The following is a 21,237-nucleotide window of genomic DNA, read 5'->3' as shown; positions in this document are numbered from 1 at the left end:
GCTACGCCCGGCGCCGCACCCGCGGGTCGACGAACGCGTAGACCACGTCCACGATCACGTTCGCCGTGACGATCAGCAGTGCCGAGAACAACGTGAAGCCGACGACGACCTGCAGGTCGAGGGTGTGCACGGCATCGATGAGCAGCGCGCCGAGGCCCTGCATCGAGAACACCTTCTCGGTGATGACCGCGCCGCCGAGCAGTGACCCGAGGTCGAGCCCGAACAGCGTCACCACCGGCAGGATCGCGGTGCGCAGTCCGTGCCGCACGACGACCTGGCGCTCCCGAACCCCCTTGGCCCGAGCGGTGCGCACGAAGTCCTGCGACATCGACTCGAGCATCTCGCCACGGGTCAGACGGGCGTAGATCGCGGCGCTGATGAACGCGAGCACGCACCACGGCAGGATCAGGTGGGTGAACCAGCCGACCGGGTCGTCCGTGAACGCGACGTACCCGCTCGTCGGCAGGATGCCGAGCACGAACCCGAACAGCAGGATGCCGAGCAACCCGATCAGGTACGCCGGCGACGAGACCCCGGCGACCGCGACGGTCATCACGGCCCGGTCGACGAACGTGCCGCGACGGAGTGCCGAGACGGCTCCGCCGAACACCCCGGCGACGAGCCAGAGCACGGCGGCACCGACGGCGATCGACGCGGTGACGGGCAGGCGGGACAGGATCAGCTCGGTGACGCTCTCGTGCAGCTGGAACGAGTACCCGAAGCACGGTGCGGCGCAGGTGATCACGGACGCGCCGCTGCCGAACGTCCGACCGGTGAAGATCCCCGCCAGGTAGGCGCCGAACTGTGCGATCCACGGCTTGTCGGTGCCCAGGAACGCCTGCACCTCGCGCAGCCGGTCCGGCGTGCAGGGCTTGTCGCAGATCGCACGCGCAGGGTTCGTCGGCAGCAGCATGAACAGTGCGTAGGTGATCGCGGCGACGACGAGCAGCACGACGGCTGCACCGAGGACGCGGATCGCGATGAAGCGGAACGTGCTCATCGGCGTGCTCCTCTCGGATCGAGGGCGTCACGCAGGGCATCGCCGAGCACGTTGAACGCGAGGGTGATGAGGAACAGGGCCACTCCGGGGAACACGAGGTACATGGGGTCGGTCTGCACCCAGCCGACGGCGTCGCCGATGCTGCGGCCCCACGACGGCGTCGGCGGGGTCACGCCGACGGCCAGGAACGACAGCGCCGCCTCGGCTCCGATCATCGACGGGATCGAGATCGTCGCGTAGACGGTGATCGTCGCCGCCAGGTTCGGCAGCAGCTGGGTGCGGATGACGTGCCACCGGCCGGCGCCCATCGCGGTGGAGGCGACGACGTAGTTCCGGCTGACGAGCGACAGTGTCTGGCCGCGGACCACGCGGGCGACGGACGGCCAGCCGAAGAACCCGATGACGAGCACGACCAGGACGGGCTTCGGGAACGACGTCGGCACGATCGCGGTGAGGGCGATCATGAAGACCAGCGACGGGAAGCCGAAGATCACGTCGACCACACGGGAGAGCACCCGGTCGTACCAGCCGCCGAAGAAGCCGGTGGTGACGCCGACGAGCACCCCGATCACGATCGACAGGAAGGTCGCGGCGAGCCCGATGCCGAGCGACGTCCGGGCACCGTAGGTCACGATCGCGAACAGGTCGCGACCCGTCAGCGGCTCGACGCCGAACCAGTGCTCGCCGCTGATCCCCCCGCCGAAGCCCTTCGGCGCTCCGAACGAGTTGAGCGCGTCGATGTTGTACCCGTACGGGTCCTGCCCGGTCACGGCACTGATGAGCGGCGCCGCGACGGCGACCACGAGGAACACGACGATGACGACGGCCGAGGTCACGGCCCAGCGGTCCTGACGGACGCGGCGCACCACGGCGCGGAAGCCGGTGGTGCGTCCGGACGAGGCCACGGGGCGCTCGACGACGTTGGCGGTCACGAGGACACTCCTTCCCAGACGCGCCAGGCTTCGCGGCGGGCCGCCTGTCGCACGGGATCGGCGACGGGCGCCGCTGCGAGCAGCATGCGTGTGTAGTCCTGCTGCGGGTCGTCGAGCACGGCGTCCGTGGTCCCCCGCTCGACCACGCGACCGTCGTGCAGGACGAGCACCTGATCGGCGAGCTGCCGGACGACGGCGAGGTCGTGGCTGATGAGGAGCATGCCGAACCCGAACTCGTCCTGCAGCTGCGCGAGCAGGTCGAGCACGGCCGCCTGCACGGTGACGTCGAGCGCCGAGGTGGGTTCGTCCGCGATGACGAGTGCCGGACGGAGCGCGAGCGCCCGCGCGACGGCGACCCGCTGGCGCTGCCCGCCGGAGAGCTGGTGCGGGAACCGCTCGGCCCACGACGGGTCGAGCTGCACGGCGGTCAGCAGGTCACGGACGCGTTCCGCACGGTCGGCCGCCGAGGCCGTCCCGTGCACGAGGAGCGGTTCGGCGATGCTCCAGCCGATGGTCTGCCGCGGGTTGAGCGACGACGCCGGGTCCTGGAAGACGATGCCGACGCGGCTGCGGAGCTCGCGGAGCCGTCGGCCCCTGGCGGTGCGCAGGTCACTGCCGTCGACCTCGACCGAGCCGGCGACGACGGGCACCAGGCCCGCGAGCGCGCGTCCGATGGTCGACTTGCCGGACCCGGACTCCCCCACCAGCCCGACGGTCTCGCCGGCCCGCAGGTCCAGGTCGATGCCCGTCACGGTCGGTCCGCCGCGACGCGAGTACCGCACGGCGACGTCGCGCAGCTGCGCGACCAGCGGTGGGGAGGCGCGGCTCGTCTCCGCGAGACTCGCTTCGGTCGTGGCGAGACTCGCGTTCGACGACACGGCGTGCGTCCCGGGGGCCGCGTCCTGTCGTCCAGGCCGAGTCTCGGGGTCCGCAGCCGGCGTGGCGGACGCGGGACGGGCCTCCAGGCTGGGGACTGCGGCGAGGAGCTCGCGCGTGTAGTCGGCGGACGGGTGCGTGAAGACCTCGGCGACGGTGCCGTGTTCGACGGGGTCGCCGCGGCGCATCACCAGGAGTTCGTCCGCGACGTCCGCCACCACACCCATGTCGTGCGTGATGAGCAGGACGGCCAGGGAGCGCTCGCGACCGAGCCGGCGCAGCAGGTCGAGGATGCCGGCCTGCACCGTGACGTCGAGGGCGGTCGTCGGCTCGTCGGCGATCAGCGCGACCGGATCCCCGGCCAGGGCCATCGCGATCATGGCGCGCTGCAGCTGCCCGCCGGACAGTTCGTGCGGGTACGCCTTGCGGATCCGCTCGGGGTCGGTGAGGCCTGCGGCACGCAGGAGCTCGTCGACGCGCGCCGAGACCGCCGCACGATCGAGGCCCGTCGGGTGCGCCCGGATCGCCTCGGCGACCTGCGTGCCGATGGACAGCACCGGCGTGAAGGAGTTCATCGGTTCCTGGAACACGACGCCGATCCCGGCGCCGCGAACGGCACGGAGCGTGTCGTCGGAGGCGCCGACGAGCTCCTCGCCGCGGAACCGGACGCTGCCGGAGACCCGCGCCTCGGGCGGCAGCAAGCCGAGCACGCTCATGGCGCTGACGGACTTGCCGGAACCGGACTCCCCGACGAGGGCGAGCACACGACCGGGGGTCAGGGTGAAGGAGACGTCACGGACGACGGGCTCCGCGTCGCCGAACGCGACGCGGAGCCCCTCGACCTCGAGCAGCGGCGAACTCACTTCGCGAGCGAGACCTTGAGGTAGTTCGGGTACGCCGGGAAGTCCGCGACCTGGAAGTTCTGCACGTTCGAACCAGCGAGGAACGACTGCTTCGCGTACGTCAGCGGGACGATCGGCGCGTCGGCCATGATCGCCTTGTCGGCTTCGACCCAGAGCTTCTGCGCGTCCTGCTGGTCGACGGTGGCGCTGGCCTTCTCGATCAGCGCGTCGACCTTCGGGTTGCTGTACTTCGAGACGTTGTAGCCGCCGCCACCGATCTGCGACGAGTCGTAGAGCGGCTGGATGTTGGCGTTCGCGCTCGGGAAGTCCGGCTGCCAGCTGAACAGCGCGAGGTCGAAGTCGGTGCCGTCGGTCGTGGCGGTGTAGAACGAGTCCGTGTCGAGCGGCTTCAGCGTGACGGTGATGCCCGCACGCTTCAGGCCGGCCTGCAGCGCCTGCGCCTGCGCGAGGTAGGTCGGGTCGTTCTGGGTTGCCAGGGTCAGCTTGAGGTCGGACACACCCGCTTCCTTGAGCAGCTGCTTCGCCTTGGCGACGTCACCGCTCGCACCCGGCTTGTACAGGTCGTAGTCCTCGCGGCCCGCGATGCCCGGGGTGATCAGGGTCGTGGCGTAGGAACCGGCGAGCGCGCCACCCGCAGCGATCCGGTACGACTTCTTGTCGACGGCGTACTGCAGGGCCTGACGGACCTTGAGGTCCTTCAGCGAGCCCTTCTGCGTGTTGATCGCCATGTAGTTGATCGGGCCGGCCTTCGACGTGACGAGGCGGTCCTGGGCGGCGGGGTTGCTCCGCACCTGGTTCAGCTCGGCTGCGCCCAGGTAGCCCGCACCGAAGGAGTCCTTCGCGTCACCGTTGTCGGCGATCAGCGTCTGCGTGACGGTCGACGGGTCCTGGCTCTCCTTGAAGACGATCTTCGACGGGCCGGCCGTGCGGACGTCGTCGGTCTTCGCGCTCCACTCCTTGTTGCGGACGAGGGTGACCTGCGTGCCCTGCGTGTTCGACTGCACCTGGTACGGACCGGACGCGACCGGCTTCAGGTCGTAGGCGCCCGTGTCCGTGCCGTCGCCCTCGGGGACCGGGGTGAACGCGGGCATCGAGGCCAGCCAGGGCCAGTCACCGTAGGCGTTGTTCAACTTGAAGACGATGGTCTTGTCGTTCGGGGTCTCGATGCTGTCGAGGGTCTTGCCGTCGAACGGACCCTTGTAGCTGTCGCCGCCGACCAGGAGCGACTTGTGGTAGCTCAGGCCGCCGGTCAGCGTGGGAGCGAACGAGCGCTCGATGCCCCACTTGATGTCCTTCGTGGTGATCGGGGTGCCGTCCTGGAACTTCAGCCCGTCCTTCAGCGTGTACGTCCACGTCTTGCCGCCGTCACTGGACTTCCCGGTGTCCGTCGCGAGGTCCGGCACGACCTTCGCGGTCTTGCCGGGCTCGACGTCCCACGTGGTCAGGCGCCGCGCGACGAGAGCGAGTGACGTGATGCCCAGGCTCTGGCTCGTCGCCGGGTCGAGGTGGAACGCCGTCTGCGGCAGCAGGATGTTGAGCGTGCCGCCCTTGGCCGTGCCGTTCGCCGCGTCGTCCGAGGAGCTGCCGCCCGAGCAGCCGGTCAGGACCAGGGCTGCTGCTGCGGCGACGGCCGCGGTGATCGTCAGGCGGTTCGGGCGTCTCATGACGGTGGTGCTCCTCGTGGGAAGGGTGGTGGCGACCGTGCTGCAGCCGCTGTGGTTGCACGGACCGGGTCGCCGGGCGGCGTCCATCCTGACACCGCGGCGGTCGCCCGTCCGAATCCCGCGTGCGACAGACGTCGCACGACGAAACAATCCAAGTGCCGTGCGACGTCCGTCTATTCCCGATGGATCTGCACCGAGTCCACCCGAGGGCGTGGGTCAGCGGTCGAACAGTCCCCCGAGGAAGTCGTTGCCCAGGTTCGAGGCCTGCTCGCCGAGTCCCGACGCCTGCTCACCGAGGCCACCGAGGAGCTGCTCGCCCTCGCCCGCGATCCCCTCGAAGCCGCCGCCGAGGTCGGCACCGAGGTCGGCCAGTCCGAGGTCGCCGATGCCCGAGGCGATGCCCTCGAAGTCGACGCCGAGGTTCGCGGCCTCTGCCAGCACGGGTCCGGCGGCGGCACTGAGAACCGCTCCCCCGGCGACCGCGACACCGATGCCCCCGAGTGCCATCGCACCGGCACCGACCGCGGCACCGCCGGCGAAGGCGCCACCACGCCCACCGCCGTTGCCGTTGCCGTTGCTCGAGCCACCGAGGACACGGCGGATCAGGCCCGGACGGCGGACCTCGCCGCGAGTCATCGCGCGCGCCATGCCGCCGGCCGAGTCGTCGCGCAGGTGCTCGTGCGGCGGGAGTTCGGAGTTCAGGCGGTTGCGCACCTGCTGCCGCTGCGCAGGGGTGAGGCGGGCGAAGGCGTCGTGGTGGACCTGCTCGAGCTGGTCCGGCGACGAGGTGCGGAGCAGGTAGTCGTACTTGGCCAGCGCGACCTTGTCCGAGTCGGCCGGACTGTGCTGCTGCGGCTGGCCGTGCTGCTGCTGCGGCTGGCCGTACTGCTGCGGCTGGCCGTACTGCTGCGGCTGGCCGTACTGCTGCGGCTGGCCGTACTGCTGCGGCTGTCCGTACTGCTGCTGCGGCGGCCGCTGCTGGCCTCGGTCGTCGCCGGTCAGCCGGTCTGCCGCGCCGCGGACGACGTCACGCCAGTCGGTCCCGCCGGCGCGCTGCGCACCGTTGCCGGGCGCACCGTCCCCCTGCCCACGCTTCTGGAGCTGCTTGTCGATGACCTTCGAGGCCATGCCGAGGATGCGGTTGAAGTTCGCCATCCCCCGACCTTTGTGGATGCACATGTGCGCTCCCAGCGACGAACCGGCGGGTCGCCCCCACATCCGACGGGAAACCGCTGTGAGCGACGACCGGAATGTCACCGGACAGTTCGTCGTAGGCTTGACCCCGGTCGCGCCACAGCCGGAGCGCGATCCGGGCGAAAGTACGAAGCCCGGGACTGCGACAACAGTTCCGGGCTTCGATTCGCCTTCCGAGTGGAAAGCCAAGGGATGCACCAACCATCCCGAGTCCAACGCTCGGAACCGATGGTAGCCGAGCACGCTCGGCGACGCATCCCTCGGTCGAAGCTCCTCGTGTCAGCCGGCGACGACACCAGGAGGTCACCGATGTCGAACGACACCGATGATCGGTCCAGGCGTCGGGTGCCCTGGCTGGGGATCGCGAGCTTGCTCGTGACCGTGGTCAGGCTCCTGATCGACCTGTCCCGCAGGGACTGAGGACCCGGGTGTCCCGCATCGCGCTCGACGGTGCGGGACACCTGTCGTCACGCGAGTAGCTGTGCCGCTCGGACGACGAAGGCAGCCGATGCCGCCAGCCCGAGGATGACCGCTGCGAGTGAGACTCCGAATCCGGTGATCCGTTGCCCGGTGAGCTGCCCGGCGCGTGCCAGGCCGATCGCGCCGAAGACGATCCCCAGGACGCCGGGGATCGCGAACACGTTGACGATGAACCCGAGCAGCGCGAGGACCAGCCCGGCGTATCCGAACGGATTCGCTGCACGGGTCGCCCGGTCCTTGGCGATCCGTGCCTTCCGCCCTCGGAGCGGTTGCTCGGTGACGGCCGCGCGGTACTCCGACGGCGCGGGCGGACGCGGTGCCGGCTCCCACTGTGGTGTGGGGACAGCTGCAGCAGGTTGGGGTGCGAGTGCTCCCCAACGTGCTCCGTCCCACCACCGTGTGCGGTTCGAGTCTTGCGGGTCCGGGTACCACCCGGCGATCGGCAGCGTCACTGTGCTCCCCTCCGTTGCCTCCGAGGAGGCTACGGAACCGGTGTCGTCACGCGCACGCCCCAGTCGTGGTGCCACGCGGCACGCCCCGTCAGGACAGGACGCGCGCCAGGTACGCGTTGCGGAACCGGCCCGTGGGGTCGACGTCGCGCGCGATCGCGGCGAAGTCCGTCAGCCTCGGGTACGCGTCGTGCAGACCCTCGACGCTCATGCCGGAGACCTTGCCCCAGTGCGGCCGCGGGTCGAAGGGTGCGAGCGCCTCCTCGATCCGCGACACCGCGGCCGCCACGGCGGCAGCGTCCCGGCGGAACGTGAAGTGGATGCCGACCGACTGCCGACCGGACGACGGTGCGAGCCATGCGGTGTCGGGCGCGATCGTGCGGATCTCGGCGGCGATGAGGATCGGCGCGAACACCGACGCGAGTGGACGGAGGGCCTCGAGCGCCGTCACGGCCGAGGCCGCGGGGATCAGGTACTCGGCCTGGATCTCGGCACCGGTCGACGGCGTGAACGAGGACCGGAAGTGCGGCAGCCGCTCGGCCCACGGCCCGGGGACGCCGCCCTGCTCGGTGACGCCGGCGGGGTCGTTCTCCCCCGGGTGCACGGGGCCGGTGGCGGGCCGCGCTCCGAGGGCGACGAGGTTGACGGCCGGCGCAGCCTCGTCCACGCGGTGCTTCACCCAGACCTGCCGGGCGCCGCGGTGGTCGAACGAGGTGAACATCGACACCGAGTACGCGTCGGACATGACCTCGTCGAAGTGGGCGGACACCGCGTCCCACGGCAGGTCGAGGTGCACCGTCGTGGCGACCTGGAACGTCGGCTCGATCGCGAGCTCCACCGCGGTGACGACGCCGAGCGCGCCGATGGCCACGCGGTGGGCGTCGAGGGCCCCGTCCGGCGAGGACGCATCGACGTGCTCGATCGCGCCGGAGGCGCGGACGACGTCGAGCCCGACCACCGCCTGCGCGAGCGACGGGTTGCGGACGCCGGAGCCGTGCGTTCCTGTGGCGACGGCCCCGGCCGTGGAGATGTGCGGCAGGGACGCGAGGTTCGCGAGTGCCCAGCCACGGGCCTCCAGACCGGCCGCGACCTGACTGTGCGTCATGCCGGCGGCCACACGGACCACACGACGCGACGTGTCGATGTCGAGCACCGGCGGCAGGTCCTGCAGCGACACCTGCACGGCGTCGGTGTCGGCGATGGTGTTGAACGAGTGTCGCGAGCCGAGCGCCGTCAGGCGCGGCGTCGACGCGACGAGCCGCTGGAGCTCGTCCGTCGACGTCGGGTGCGCCAGCGCCGAGGCGCGGTAGGTGACGTTGCCCGCCCAGTTCGTCCGGGTGCGCTCGGTCGCGATCACGTCGCTCATCGTGGGGTCCTGACTCCTCAGAAGCCGCGGTCGAGACGGTGCCACGTCTGCTGGAGACGCAGCTCGTCACGGAAACCGCGGGCGGTGGTGTGCTCGTCGATGACCAGGAACTCGGTGCCGACCATGGTCGCGAGGTCCTCGACGACCTGCAGACCGACGGCCGTCGTCATGACGGTGTGGTGGGCGGCGCCGGCGGTGAGCCAGGCCTCGGCGGCGACGGGGAACGACGGGCGCGGCTCCCAGACGGCACGGCCGACGGGGAGCTTCGGCAGGGCTTCGGTCGGCGGCACGACGTCGACGACGTTCGCGGTCAGGCGGAAGCCGTCGCGGGTGTCGGAGAGCGCGACCACCACGGCCTCACCGGAGTCGGCGGTGAAGACCAGGCGGACCGGGTCGTCCTTGCCGCCGATGCCGAGCGGGTGGATCTCCAGCGTCGGCTTCGTGGTGGTGAGCGTGGGCGAGACCTCGAGCATGTGGGCACCGAGGATCTTCTCGGCACCGGGCGTGAGGTCGTAGGTGTAGTCCTCCATCAGGCTCGCACCACCGGGCAGTCCGGCGCCGGCGACGTTCATCGCACGGACCAGGACGGCCGTCTTCCAGTCGCCCTCGGCGCCGAAGCCGTAACCGTCGGCCATCAGGCGCTGGACGGCGAGGCCGGGCAGCTGCTTGAGGGTGCCGAGGTCCTCGAAGTTGGTGGTGAAGGCGGCGGACCCGTTCTGCGCGAGCAGGGTGCGGAGGCCGATCTCGATGGCGGCGCCGTCGCGGAGCGCGGCACGGCGTGGTCCGCCGTCACGCAGGTCGTCGACGACGTCGTACTGCGCGTCGTACTGCGCCACGAGCGCGTCCACCGCGGCCGTGTCCGCCGCGGCGGCGTCCACCGCCGCCGCGAGCTCGTTCACCGCCCAGGTGTTGACCTGCACGCCGAGCTCGATCTCGGCCTCGGTCTTGTCGCCCTCGGTGACGGCGACGTAGCGCATGTTGTCGCCGAAGCGGGTGAGCTTCAGCTCGCGGACGGCGGCGGCACCGGCCGCGGCACGGGTCCAGTTCGACACTCGCTGCTGCACGCGGGGGTCCGAGACGTGCCCGACCGCGGTGGCGTGCCGGACGCCGAGGCGCGCGAGGGCGTAACCGAACTCGCGGTCGCCGTGCGCGGCCTGGTTGAGGTTCATGAAGTCGAAGTCGATGTCCGCCCACGGCAGGGTGACGTTCGCCTGCGTGTGGAGGTGCAGCAGCGGCTTCGTCAGCGCCTGCAGACCACCGATCCACATCTTCGCGGGGCTGAAGGTGTGCATCCACGTGGTGACGCCGATGACCCGATCGTCGGCGCTGGCCTCGATCAGGGCGCGGCGGATGCCGTCGGCGTCCTTCAGGACCGGCTTCCAGACGAGCTTCACCGGCAGGGCGGCGGCCAGCTCGGCGTGCACGGCCTTGCTCTGCTCCTCGACCTGGCGGAGCGTCTCCTCGCCGTACAGCCCCTGGGAGCCGGTGAGGAACCAGACCTCGTAGCCCGCCAGCGTTTCGGCGGGGTCGACGACGTGCGTCATGAGAGCGCTCCTTCGGGGTTCTGTCCGTAGACGTTCTGGTAGCGATCGAAGAGTCGATCGATGTCTGGTTGTGCGATCGGGACCACGTCCCCGCCCTGCTTCGCGATGTGCACCGTCCGGGCGACGTCCTCGCACATCACGGCGGCCTTGACGGCGTCCTTCGCGTCGCGGCCGATGGTGAAGACGCCGTGGTTCTGCATGAGGACCGCGCGGGATCGGTGGCCGGTCAGCGTCTCGACGATGCCGTGGCCGATGGAGTCGTCGCCGATGATCGCGAACGGCCCGACCGGGATCGGCCCGCCGAACTCGTCCGCCATCGCGGTGATCACGCACGGGATGGGCTCCGCTCGTGCGGCCCACGCCGTCGCGTACGTCGAGTGGGTGTGCACGACACCGCCGACCTCGGGCATGTTCCGGTACACGTGGGCGTGCGCGGCGGTGTCGGAGCTCGGCCCGTGGCTGTTCTCCCAACCGTCGGCCGGCTCGCCGTCGAGGGTGCAGACGACCTGGTTCTCGGGGGTCAGGTCGTCGCTCGACACGCCGCTCGGCTTGATGACGAACAGGTCGGTGCCGGGCACGCGCTCGGAGACGTTGCCGCCGGTCCAGATGACCAGGCCGTAGCGGACGAGTTCGCCGTGCAGTCGGGCGACGCGTTCACGGGTGGCCGCGACGGCGGCCGCGGTCGCGTCGGTCCGGGTCGCGTCGGTCTCGGCCGCGTCCTGCTGGGTCGCGTCGGTCATCGGGTCACTTCCTGCTCTGCCGGGAGGCGCGGCTCGGCTCCCGCCGTCCCCTCGCCTCGGTCGGTGGTCGCGTCGGCGCCGGGGGCGGCTGCCGCACCGGTTCCGGTCGCGTCTGGTCGGGTCGCCGCTGCCGCCACGGCCTGGACGGGCAGGGCAGCGCGGTACCGGCCGAGGTACGTCTGGAAGCCCGCGACGTCGCGCGGCTCGGGCTCGGCCACGTGCACGGCGTCCCCGCCGAACACGGTCTCCGACAGGAAGTCGGCGAGCTGCTGGTCGGTGTGCTCGAGGTACGCGGCCAGGACGGCGATGCCCCAGGCCCCGCCCTCGCCCGCTGTCTCCTCGAGGGCGATCGGCACCCGCAGTGCCGCGGCGAGCAGTCGCTGCGGAGCACCGGGCGTGCGGAAGAGCCCCCCGTGCGCGGTCATCCGGTCGACCTGCACCTGCTCGCCGTGCAGCACGTCCATGCCGATCGCCAGGGTGGCGAACGCGCCGTGCACCTCGGAGCGGACCAGGTTGCCCAGGGTGAAGCGGGCTTCGGGGGTGCGGAGCAGCAGGGGCCGGCCGTCCTCGACGTGGGTGACGGGTTCACCGGCCAGGTAGTTGAACGAGAGCAGGCCGCCGGCGTCGGGGTCGGTGCTGTCCGCGATCGATTCGGTGAGCAGTGTCGCGTAGACGGTGTCGACGTCGAGGGGCTGCCCGGCCGCTTCGGCGAACCGTCCGAAGACCTTCGCCCAACTCGCGATCTCGCTCGCGCCGTTGTTGCAGTGCACCATCGCGACGGCGTCGCCCGCCGGGGTGGTGACGACGTCGAGTTCCTCGTGCGGGGTGCTGAGCGGGTGTTCGAGGACCACCATCGCGAAGATGCTCGTGCCGACGCTGACGTTGCCGGTGCGGGGTGCGACGGCGTTCGTCGCGACCATGCCGGTGCCGGCGTCACCCTCGGGCGGGCAGAGGGGCGCGCCGGGTTCGAGCGTGCCGGTGGGGTCGAGCCACGCGGCGCCGTCGGGGGTGAGCGATCCGGCTTCCTCGCCCGCGACGAGCACCTCGGGCAGGACCGCGCGGAGGTCGGGGACGTGCTCGCCGAGCAGGCCCTGCGTCGTGGCGAGCATGTGCCCGTCCCAGTCGCGGGAGCCGGGTTCGCCGGGACCGCTGTCGACGGGTCCGCCCTCGATCGGGAACACGCCGGAGGCATCCCCGACACCGAGCACGTTCCGTCCGGTGAGTCGTCGGTGCACGTAGCCCGCGAGCGTCGTGATGCCCGCGACCTCGGCCACGTGCGGCTCCTCGTCGAGGACCGCCTGGTACAGGTGTGCGATCGACCAGCGGAGCGGGATGTTGAACGAGAGTGCCTCGCTGAGCTGTTCGGCCGCGGGCCCGGTCGAGGTGTTCCGCCAGGTCCGGAACGGCACGAGCAGGTCGCCCGCTGCGTCGAACGCCAGGTAGCCGTGCATCATCGCGCTCACGCCGACCGCGCGGAAGGTGGTCGGACGCACGCCGAACTGCGCTTCGACGTCGGCGACGAGCGCGGCGTACGCGGCTCGGAGGCCGGTCTCGACGGCGTCGAGCGAGTAGGTCCAGCGGCCGTCGACGAACTCGTTCTCCCATTCGTGGGAGCCGGCGGCGATGGGGACGAGGTCCTCGTCCACCAGGCATGCCTTGATGCGGGTGGAGCCGAGCTCGATCCCGAGTGTCGTGCGGCCGTTCGCGACCTGCTGGGTGGGGTCGTCGCCCATGCGTTCCTCCAGAACTCCGTCGTCCTCCGTGAGCGCTCACATCCTGGCACGTGAGCGCTCACTCTCGCAACGTCCGGGCGCGCCGCTGGTCTCGGCTGCCCCACCGGTCGAGACACCCCGCTCAGTTCCCCCGGCCGGTCACGAACCGTCGTCCGGAGCAACTGCAGTCGACCGTTCCTGACCGGTCGGCGTCCGACGCACGGCAGGTCGTGACCGCGCGACGGACGAGGCCGACGACGACGTGCGACGCACTGGCGCCCACACTCGCGCACGTCTCGACCACCCGCCGCCCCGCGCCCGCGCATGCGGGGCTCGCCGAATCGTGCCACTCCGAACGACGGCACCGGGTACGGTCACGACATCTCGTTGCCTTCCACCGCGCGGTCACGAACTGTCAGCTGGAGGCACGCCGAGCGACGAGTCGTGACCACTCGGCGACGGGCGGCGGGGTGTCGTGACCACCCAGGGCCGACCGCGACGCGAACCAGATACCGGCACCGGGCACGGGGCACGGGGCACGGGGCCCGCGGGCTACGCGCCGGCGGTGCTCTCGCGGACGACGAGGGCCGGGGTGACCGTCGCCGAGGCCGCCGCGCCGCCGTCGATCAGACCGAGCAACGCCTGCCCGGCAACGCGCCCGAGCTCCTCGAGCCGCAGGTCCACCGTCGTCAGCGGCGGCCTCGAGGCGAGCGCCATCACGTCCCAGTCGTCGTACCCGGTGACGGCGACGTCCTCGGGGACCGATCGTCCGAGCTCCCGCAGCCGATCGCACACGCCGCGGGCGATCTGGTCACTGCCGCACACGATCGCGTCGACGTCGGGTGACTGCCGCGCGAGCACGTCGACGGCCTGGCGCCCCCACCGCTCCGACCACTCGCCGAACAGCGGCGGCGTGACCAGTCGTGGCCCGAGCACGGATGCCGCCCCCACCACCCGACGTTCGGCGGAACGGTGCCGCGCGGGCCCGGTGACGACGGCGACCCGCTGCCGCCCGAGCGCCAACACGTGCGAGGCGACGAGTGCGGACCCGGCGGAGTCGTCGAGGGTGATCGACACGTCGTCGGCCGAGGTCGACGGCGTGAACGCGTACACGACCGGGATCGCCACGTCGATCGGGGGTCGTGCGTCGGCGGACCGCCCGGTCACGATGATGCCGTCGACCCCGCGGGCCGCGAGGGAGCGGAGGTAGTGGGCCTCGCGGACGTGGTCGTCGCGGGTGTCGCAGAGCAGCACCGCCATCTGCCCGGCGGACAGGGCGTCCTCGGCGCCGAGGAGCACCGGGATCGAGAACCGACCGAAGGAGTCGGTGGTGATCATGCCGACCGTGTAGGTCCGGCCGGAGGACAGCGCGCGGGCCCGGGCGTCACCGACGAACCCCAGCTTCTCGGCGGCGTCCTTGACCCGTGCCCGCGTGGAGTCGCGGAGCTGTCCGGTGCCGTTGAGCGCCTTCGACGCCGTCCCGATCGACACCCCGGCGAGCGCGGCGACGTCGGTGATCCGGACGGGCTGCGTGCCGCGGTCGACACCGGTGCGCTCGAGGGTCACGGCAAGTTCCTTTCCGGATCGCGGGACGTGACGATGAGCATACGCAGAAAAGCGATCCCAACACTTGCGCACGCCGGATCGATGTCGTAGCGTCCCCGCCAGAAACCGTTTTCCGAAACGGATCACGTCACATCGCAAGGAGGCGACATGACCACCACACTCGCGACCGACAGCCGTGCGCACACCGCGACCCCGGTCCTCCCGACCGCCGACGCGCACCTCACGCTCCGGCCCCTGCCGACGGGCGATGCCCGGATCACCGGCGGCTTCTGGGCACTCCGGCAGGAGCGCAACGGCCGTGACGCGGTCCGCGGCGGGTACGCCCTGCTCGAGACCGCCGGCAACTTCCGGAACCTGCGGATCGCCGCCGGGCTCGAGGAGGGCGAGGCCACCGGCCCGATCTTCATGGACTCCGACGTGACGAAGTGGCTCGAGGCGGTGGCGTGGGAGTACGGCCGCGCCCCGTCCGAGGACCTGCTCGAACTGCAGCGCGAGGTCACCGCCCTGTACGCCCAGGCGCAGGCCGACGACGGCTACCTCGACTCCGTGCAGCAGATCCGTGGGAAGGGCGAGCGGTACACGGACCTCAAGTGGAGCCACGAGATGTACTGCGCCGGGCACCTGTACCAGGCGGCCGTGGCGCAGCACCGCGCGACGGGCGACACCGGCCTGCTCGAGGTCGCGGTCAAGAACGCCGACCACCTCGTCCGCACGTTCGGCGACGGCACCGCACCGGACGGCACGCCGAAGACCCGTGACGTCGACGGCCACCCCGTCGTCGAGATGGGCCTCGTCGAGCTGTACCGCGAGACCGGCAACCGCGACTACCTCGACCTGGCGCACTGGTTCGTCGACGCCCGCGGCACGGGCATCATCGAGCGCGCCGGCGGCGAGCCGACGTACTTCTCCGACCGGGTGCCGAGCCGGCAGGCCACGACCGTCGAGGGCCACGCGGTCCGCGCCGTGTACCTGGCAGCCGGCGCCGTCGACGTCGCGATCGAGACCGGCGACACCGAGCTGCTGGCCGCGAGCGAGCGGCAGTTCGCCGACATGATGGCGACGAAGGCGTTCATCACCGGCGGCCTCGGCGCGCGCTGGGACTGGGAGGCGTTCGGCGACCCGTACGAGCTCCCGACCGACCGCGGCTACGCCGAGACCTGCGCGGCCATCGGCGGTGTCCAGTGGGCGTGGCGCCTGCTGCTCGCCACCGGCAAGCCGGTCTACGCCGACGCGATCGAGCGCCTGCTGTACAACGCGTTCCTGGCCGGCGTGAGCCTGGCGGGCACCGAGTACTTCTACGTGAACCCCCTGCAGCAGCGGGACCACGCGCACCAGGACGAGAACCGCTCCCCCGCCCACGGGCGTCGCGGCTGGTTCGACTGCGCCTGCTGCCCGCCGAACATCATGCGCACGTTCGCGAGCCTGGACGGCTACCTGGCGACCGCGACCGACGGCGGCCTGCAGATCCACCAGTACGCGACGGCAGAACTCGGGCCGGTGTCGGTCGAGACCGGCTACCCGCACGACGGCCGCGTGGTCGTCACGGTGACCGAGGACGGCCCGCTCGCCCTCGGCCTGCGGATCCCGGCGTGGTCGGACACGACGACGGTGCAGGGACCGGACGGTGCCGCACACCCGGAGCCGGGCACGCTGCACGTCGTCGACCGGCACTGGACCGTCGGCGACACGGTGGAGCTCGTCTTCGACACGACGCCGCACCGGTACGTGGCCGACACCCGCATCGACGCCGCCCGCGGTCAGGTCGCCATCGAGCGTGGCCCCCTCGTGTACGCCGTGGAGCAGGCGGACCAGCAGGGCTTCACGGTCGACGACCTGACGGTCGACGCGGTCGCCCCGATCGCCGAGGAACGTCGCGACGACCTGCTCGACGGCATCGTCACGCTGCGCGTGCCCGGACACGCCCCTGCCGGACACGAGCAGGCAGCGTGGCCGTACCAGCGGCTGGACGCAAACCGGTCTGGGCCCACGCGTGCCGGTTCCGACGCGTCGCGGAGCCTGCGGAGCGACGTGGCGGCCGAGCACGTGGGGGGAGGGACGGATCACGCCGTGGACGCGACCAGCGTCGACGACGCGGCCGGCTCGCAGGGCGCCACCACGGGCCTCCCGGCCGTCACCGCGACAGCGGTTCCCTACTACACCTGGGCGAACCGCGGGGCTGCGCCGATGCGCGTGTGGCTCCCGCTGGCGCGGTGACGTGATGGACCGCAGAGCGTTCCTGGTCGGTGGTGTCGCCGGCGGCGCAGCACTCGCCCTGGCGGGGTGTTCCGGCACCCTGCCGAAGGTCGACGCGAAGGTGGCGAGCTTGGGGAAGGACGCGACCGGCACCGTGCACGTCTGGTGCCGGTCCGCGACCCAGGCCGGACTGACCTCGGCCGTGGCCGGGTTCAACAAGGCGAACCCGAAGCTGCAGGTCGAACTGACCCCGGTGCCGGACGGGCAGTACGTGACGAAGCTCGCGACGGCCATCCGCGGTGGTGAGCCGCCGGACGTCGTGGACATCGACGACATCAACTCGCAGCTGTTCATCTTCCGCGAGGCGTTCGCCGACCTGACCGACGTCGTCAAAGGCCTCGACTACTTCGACGCGATCTCGCCGGGGCACCTGCGGCTGCTCGAGTACCGCGACCGGTACTACGGGCTGCCCTACCTGGCGGACAACTCGCAGCTGTTCGTCAACACCGAACTGTTCGACCGGGCCGGGCTCGACGTCGAGGACTCCACGAAGGACCTCGACTCCCTGCTGGCGGCGGCGAAGGCCATCCGGAAGACCGGCGACGACGTCTACGGGTGGTCGATCTCCGGCAACGCCGCGGGCATCATCGGCTTCGTCACCCAGCCGCACGTCTGGGCGACCGGTGTCGACATGATGTCCGGCGAGGTCGGCTCCCAGAAGGCGAACATCACCGGCAACGAGGCGCTGGAACGGATGCTCGAGTTCTACCGGCAGCTCTGGAAGGACGGCGCGCTGTCGAAGGCGACGTACTCGGACGCCGGCACCACCTGGGGCGCGGACTTCCGGGCCGGCAAGGTGGGGATCTTCCCGACCTCGTACGGCGCCACCGTGCCCGCGGCCACCAAGGCCATGCGGGCGAAGATGCAGACGGTGCTCATCCCGTCGTGGGACGGCCAGCGGTCCTTCTTCGACGGCGGCGACAACATGTGCATCCCGAACGGGGCGGCGAACCCGTCCGGCGGCTGGGCGTTCATGCAGTACGCGAACGGCCTGCAGCAACAGCAGGCACTGCCCGACGGCGGGTACTTCCCCACCCGCTCCGACGCCGCGACGCCCGAGTACCGGAAGCGGTTCCCGTTGGCGTTCGGTCCGCTCGACGCCATCGACAAGGGCTACGCGCCGCAGACCCTGGCGTACAACCTGCTCAACAACCAGCCGTCATCCCCGTACTTCGCGATGTTCCGCGAGGCCGTGTTCGGCTCGGGCACCGCTGCCGCGATGAAGACGGCGCAGGCGGACTACACCCGCATCCTCGACCAGGTCCAGGCCTGACCGTCGTTCGTCCGTTGCACAGTCGCTCGTTGCACAGTCGCTCGTTGCACAGTCGCTCGTTGCACAGTCGCTCGTTGCACAGTCGCTCGTTGCACAGAGAGGTGCAGACATGACCACCATCTCCAACCGACGGACCGGCGCCGGCCGCCCCACCGTCGGCCGCGGCGCCGGCCGCCCGGTTCGCTCGGGCCGCCCCGGTCCGTCCCGCGGGTCGCTCACGCACCCGCCGCGCGCCGGCGCCGTGCTCGTCACCCCGGCGATCGTCTTCGTCGCGGTGTTCGTCCTCGCCCCGCTCGTGTTCGCGCTCTACATCTCGTTCACGAACTGGCCCCTGATCGGCCCGTACCGGTTCATCGGGCTGCAGAACTACCTGACGCTGTTCCAGGACCCGACGTTCGTGCACGCCATCGGGTACACGCTGCTGTACACCGCGATCGTGACGGTGCCGATCCTGGTGCTCGGCTACTTCCTGGCGGTGCTCATCCGGGCACGGCGACGGGGCAGCACCCTGCTGCGGACGGTGTTCTTCCTGCCGTACGTCGTCGGCCTGACCACGCTGTCGTTCATGCTCGTGCTCGAGGCGCAGCCGAACTCCGGAGCCGTCAACATGGTGCTCCGCTGGCTCGGCATCACCGACGGCAGCACCGCCTGGCTCGTCAACGGCCCACTCGCCACGCTGCTCATCTGCGTGCTCGTGGTCTGGGCGGTGTCCGGCCTGACGATGGTGCTCCTGATGTCGGCCATGCAGGGCATCCCCGACGAGGTGTACGAGTCGGCCCAGCTCGAGGGCGCGTCCTGGTGGCAGACCGAACGGCTCATCACCCTGCCGATGATCCGCTCGACCATCGCCCTCAGCGCCATCATCTCGGTGATCGGCTCGCTGCTCGCGTTCAACCAGTTCTACATCCTGACCCAGGGCGGGCCGGGCACCGAGACCACGACGATCGTCAACGCGATCTACAACCGTGGCTTCGTCAACCTGCAGCTCGGCGCAGCAACCGCCGAGTCGATCGCCCTGGTCGTCGTCATCGCCGCCGTCACGGTGTTCCAGTTCTGGGCACTGCGAGAGAAGGACTGAGCCATGAGCACCACGACCTCCCGTGCCGGCCTCGCGGCGCCGGACCTGTCCACCCGCACGCTGACCACCACCGGCGACGGACGCCGTCGACGCCACCACCAGGGCAGCGTCCGGCACCCCCGCGACACCGCCGTCAAGCGCACCCTGTACGTGATCGCCGCGGTCGGGTCGGTGCTCGTCTTCGGCGTCCCGCTGCTGTGGTCGATCCTGCGGGCGTTCCAGTCCGAGGCCGTCATCACGCAGGCCGCCGACCCCGCGACCTTCTTCCAGCTCGGCTGGCAGAACTTCGCGGCCGTCTTCAGCTCGTCGTCGCACCTGCTGACCGGCGTGTTCAACTCGTTGATCGTGTCGATCGCCACGGCGGTGCTGACCGCCGTGATCGCGACCATGGCCGGGTACGGGTTCGCCCGCTTCCGGTTCCGCGGGTCGGGCATCGTGTTCGGCCTGGTGCTACTGACGATGATGGTGCCGTTCCAGGCGATCCTCACCCCGCTGTACCTCGAGATGAACGCCATGAAGCTCACGAACTCGCTGCTCGGGCTCGTGCTGTTCTACACGACGGTGAACCTGCCGTTCGGGGTGTTCGTGATGCGGAACGCGTTCGAGTCGATCCCGACCGAGCTCGAGGACTCGGCGTTCGTCGACGGGGCGTCCCGCTTCCGGGTCGTCGTGTCGGTGCTCCGCCCGCTCCTGCTGCCCGGCGCGGCCACCGCTGCGCTGTACGCGTTCCTGGCGTCGTGGACCGAGTTCCTCGGGGCGCTGACGTTCCTGACGAAGGACTCGCTCTACACGCTGCCGGTGGCGCTGCTCAACCTGCAGACCGGAGCGTACGGGCAGGTGTCGTACGGCAACCTCGTCGCCGGGTCGGTGGTGGCGATGATCCCGTGCATCGCGCTCTACGTCGGGCTGCAGCGGTTCTACGTCGCGGGCCTGTCGTCGGGTGCGCTGAAGGGCTGACGGTCGGGTCAGCCCCGCTCGGTGCGAGGTTGATCACTCGGTGCGGCGCTCTTTGCTCGCACCGAGTGGTCAACCTCGCACCACCCGCGCGAGCGACGCCGCGATCCGCGCGAGCGCGGCCGCGCTACGCGCTCCGGCGCACCACGAGCTCCGGGGCCAGCAGCGTCTCGTCGCGCGGCTCGCCCTCGACCAGGGCCCGCACGGTGTCGAGCACCCGCTCCCCCATCGCCCGGAAGTCCTGGCGCACGGTGGTCAGCGGCGGCGTGAAGTGCGCGGCCTCGGGGACGTCGTCGAACCCGACCACCGCGATGTCGTCGGGCACGCGCAGGCCCTCGTCGGCGAAGGCGTGGAGCACCCCGAGCGCCATCTGGTCGTTGCCGGCGAACACCGCGTCGACGGCCGTCACGTCGATGTGCCGTGCGGCCGCGAAGCCGCTCGCGGGCGTCCAGTCCCCGTCGAGGACGACGGGGTCGAGTCCGGCCTCGCGCATGATCCGCATGTAGGTCTCGCGACGCACTTCGGACTCCTGCGAGACGGGCGGGCCGGCGATGTGCACGATCCGCCGGTGGCCGCGCCCGAACAGGTGCTCCATCACGAGCGACGTCCCGGCGGCCTGGTCGATCGCGACCGCGGCGACGGTCGACGCCGCCGGGGTCCGGACGGCGTCGCGCTGCACGGCGTTCGACACGACGACCGGCACGGTGACCGGCACGGTGAGCGACCCGAGGGCGTCGAGCACCCGGTTGTCCGCGGCGACGAGCACGATCGCGGCGACGTCCTGCGCGAGCAGCGTCGTGAGTGCACCGGACAGGTCGGTCGGCGTCGGGTCCTCGGGCAGGGTGGAGAGCAGGACGTGGTAGCCGGCCGACCGGGCCGCCCGTTCGAAGCCGATCGCGGTGCTCGACGGACCGTACAGCGCGTCACCGGCGGTGATGATGCCGAGCGCGCGGCTCCGCCCCCCGGCGAGTGCGCGGGCAGCGGCGCGGGGCCGGTAGCCGAGGTCGTGGACGGCGTCGGTGACCTGCGTGCGGAAGGCGTCGCGGACCGTCGGGTCGCCGTTGATCACGCGCGAGACGGTCTGGTGGGAGACGCCCGCGCGCTCGGCGACGTCGAAGATCGTCGGAGCCTTCCGGCGTTTGCCGCCCGTGCCCCCTGGGGCGGTCGTGGTCGTCACGAGGCCAACCGTACCGCGCAGTCCGGCCCGCGCGGCAAGATCGCGAAACGGTCACGCCGAGTTGACACCCCGGTACGAAAGCCCCAGTATGTGAGCGCTCACACGAGCACATCCCT

At 71.1% G+C, this 21,237-nt stretch carries 16 protein-coding genes; 4 read left to right on the top strand and 12 right to left on the bottom strand.

Translation table 11 applies throughout. The features are described from left to right. Position 1: 1 nt before the first annotated feature. From OGL88_RS04980 to OGL88_RS04930, 11 genes are all read right to left on the bottom strand, one after another. Entirely contained in the window at positions 2-1,000 is a 999-nt protein-coding gene (locus OGL88_RS04980; RefSeq protein WP_263090173.1) for an ABC transporter permease, read from the bottom strand. Beyond that, positions 997-1,932, bottom strand: a complete 936-nt coding sequence (locus tag OGL88_RS04975; protein WP_205462925.1) for an ABC transporter permease — start codon at positions 1,930-1,932, stop codon at positions 997-999. Before OGL88_RS04975 ends, OGL88_RS04980 begins: the two co-directional genes overlap by 4 nt. Then, a complete protein-coding gene (locus OGL88_RS04970; RefSeq protein WP_263090171.1) occupies positions 1,929-3,671 on the bottom strand; it encodes a dipeptide ABC transporter ATP-binding protein in 1,743 nt (580 codons plus the stop codon). The genes OGL88_RS04975 and OGL88_RS04970 overlap by 4 nt, the downstream gene beginning before the upstream one ends. Further along, positions 3,668-5,335, bottom strand: a complete 1,668-nt coding sequence (locus tag OGL88_RS04965; protein ID WP_205462926.1) for an ABC transporter substrate-binding protein — start codon at positions 5,333-5,335, stop codon at positions 3,668-3,670. The genes OGL88_RS04970 and OGL88_RS04965 overlap by 4 nt, the downstream gene beginning before the upstream one ends. Positions 5,336-5,551: 216 nt before the next feature. Next, entirely contained in the window at positions 5,552-6,490 is a 939-nt protein-coding gene (locus tag OGL88_RS04960) for a cation-transporting ATPase (protein WP_263090170.1), read from the bottom strand. A gap of 506 nt (positions 6,491-6,996) precedes the next feature. Beyond that, the gene (locus OGL88_RS04955) at positions 6,997-7,461 is read right to left on the bottom strand and encodes a DUF2510 domain-containing protein (protein WP_263090169.1); all 465 of its coding nucleotides are present in this window, start codon (positions 7,459-7,461) and stop codon (positions 6,997-6,999) included. Positions 7,462-7,549: 88 nt separating this feature from the next. Beyond that, positions 7,550-8,824 carry an FAD-binding protein gene (locus tag OGL88_RS04950; protein WP_263090168.1) on the bottom strand — a complete coding sequence of 425 codons (1,275 nt, stop codon included), beginning with the start codon at positions 8,822-8,824 and terminating at the stop codon, positions 7,550-7,552. 17 nt (positions 8,825-8,841) lie between these two features. Beyond that, complete coding sequence (araA, locus tag OGL88_RS04945; protein ID WP_263090167.1) at positions 8,842-10,368, bottom strand: L-arabinose isomerase; 1,527 nt, start codon at positions 10,366-10,368, stop codon at positions 8,842-8,844. Beyond that, positions 10,365-11,108, bottom strand: coding sequence for an L-ribulose-5-phosphate 4-epimerase (locus OGL88_RS04940; protein WP_263090165.1), 744 nt, complete (start codon positions 11,106-11,108; stop codon positions 10,365-10,367). Before OGL88_RS04940 ends, araA begins: the two co-directional genes overlap by 4 nt. Continuing rightward, a complete protein-coding gene (locus OGL88_RS04935) occupies positions 11,105-12,841 on the bottom strand; it encodes a xylulokinase (RefSeq protein WP_263090164.1) in 1,737 nt (578 codons plus the stop codon). Before OGL88_RS04935 ends, OGL88_RS04940 begins: the two co-directional genes overlap by 4 nt. A gap of 531 nt (positions 12,842-13,372) precedes the next feature. Further along, complete coding sequence (locus OGL88_RS04930; RefSeq protein WP_263090163.1) at positions 13,373-14,386, bottom strand: LacI family DNA-binding transcriptional regulator; 1,014 nt, start codon at positions 14,384-14,386, stop codon at positions 13,373-13,375. Positions 14,387-14,533: 147 nt separating this feature from the next. Here OGL88_RS04930 and OGL88_RS04925 point away from each other — a divergent pair, with 147 nt between their 5' ends. The 4 genes from OGL88_RS04925 to OGL88_RS04910 all read left to right on the top strand — a co-directional run bounded on the left by OGL88_RS04925 (position 14,534) and on the right by OGL88_RS04910 (position 19,947). Beyond that, on the top strand, positions 14,534-16,600 hold the full coding sequence (locus OGL88_RS04925) for a glycoside hydrolase family 127 protein (RefSeq protein WP_263090161.1): 2,067 nt from the start codon (positions 14,534-14,536) through the stop codon (positions 16,598-16,600). Positions 16,601-16,604: 4 nt separating this feature from the next. After that, positions 16,605-17,912, top strand: coding sequence for an ABC transporter substrate-binding protein (locus OGL88_RS04920; RefSeq protein WP_263090160.1), 1,308 nt, complete (start codon positions 16,605-16,607; stop codon positions 17,910-17,912). A gap of 109 nt (positions 17,913-18,021) precedes the next feature. Continuing rightward, complete coding sequence (locus OGL88_RS04915) at positions 18,022-18,990, top strand: carbohydrate ABC transporter permease (RefSeq protein WP_111086264.1); 969 nt, start codon at positions 18,022-18,024, stop codon at positions 18,988-18,990. Between the two features lie 3 nt (positions 18,991-18,993). Then, positions 18,994-19,947, top strand: coding sequence for a carbohydrate ABC transporter permease (locus OGL88_RS04910; RefSeq protein ID WP_263090159.1), 954 nt, complete (start codon positions 18,994-18,996; stop codon positions 19,945-19,947). Positions 19,948-20,071: 124 nt separating this feature from the next. Here OGL88_RS04910 and OGL88_RS04905 read toward each other — a convergent pair whose 3' ends face one another. Next, complete coding sequence (locus OGL88_RS04905; protein WP_263090158.1) at positions 20,072-21,121, bottom strand: LacI family DNA-binding transcriptional regulator; 1,050 nt, start codon at positions 21,119-21,121, stop codon at positions 20,072-20,074. Positions 21,122-21,237: the final 116 nt, after the last annotated feature.

The organism is Curtobacterium sp. RIT-PI-V (genome assembly GCF_025642935.1).
Classification (GTDB): domain Bacteria; phylum Actinomycetota; class Actinomycetes; order Actinomycetales; family Microbacteriaceae; genus Curtobacterium.
This window is presented reverse-complemented; position numbering and strand designations above follow the sequence as displayed.

Coding starts and splice junctions, on each gene's coding strand:
- OGL88_RS04980 (WP_263090173.1), bottom strand. CDS start 1,000: ATGAGCACGTTCCGCTTCATCGCGATCCGCGTCCTCGGTGCAGCCGTC.
- OGL88_RS04965 (WP_205462926.1), bottom strand. CDS start 5,335: ATGAGACGCCCGAACCGCCTGACGATCACCGCGGCCGTCGCCGCAGCA.
- OGL88_RS04960 (WP_263090170.1), bottom strand. CDS start 6,490: ATGGCGAACTTCAACCGCATCCTCGGCATGGCCTCGAAGGTCATCGAC.
- OGL88_RS04950 (WP_263090168.1), bottom strand. CDS start 8,824: ATGAGCGACGTGATCGCGACCGAGCGCACCCGGACGAACTGGGCGGGC.
- araA (WP_263090167.1), bottom strand. CDS start 10,368: ATGACGCACGTCGTCGACCCCGCCGAAACGCTGGCGGGCTACGAGGTC.
- OGL88_RS04940 (WP_263090165.1), bottom strand. CDS start 11,108: ATGACCGACGCGACCCAGCAGGACGCGGCCGAGACCGACGCGACCCGG.
- OGL88_RS04935 (WP_263090164.1), bottom strand. CDS start 12,841: ATGGGCGACGACCCCACCCAGCAGGTCGCGAACGGCCGCACGACACTC.
- OGL88_RS04925 (WP_263090161.1), top strand. CDS start 14,534: ATGACCACCACACTCGCGACCGACAGCCGTGCGCACACCGCGACCCCG.
- OGL88_RS04920 (WP_263090160.1), top strand. CDS start 16,605: ATGGACCGCAGAGCGTTCCTGGTCGGTGGTGTCGCCGGCGGCGCAGCA.
- OGL88_RS04915 (WP_111086264.1), top strand. CDS start 18,022: ATGACCACCATCTCCAACCGACGGACCGGCGCCGGCCGCCCCACCGTC.
- OGL88_RS04910 (WP_263090159.1), top strand. CDS start 18,994: ATGAGCACCACGACCTCCCGTGCCGGCCTCGCGGCGCCGGACCTGTCC.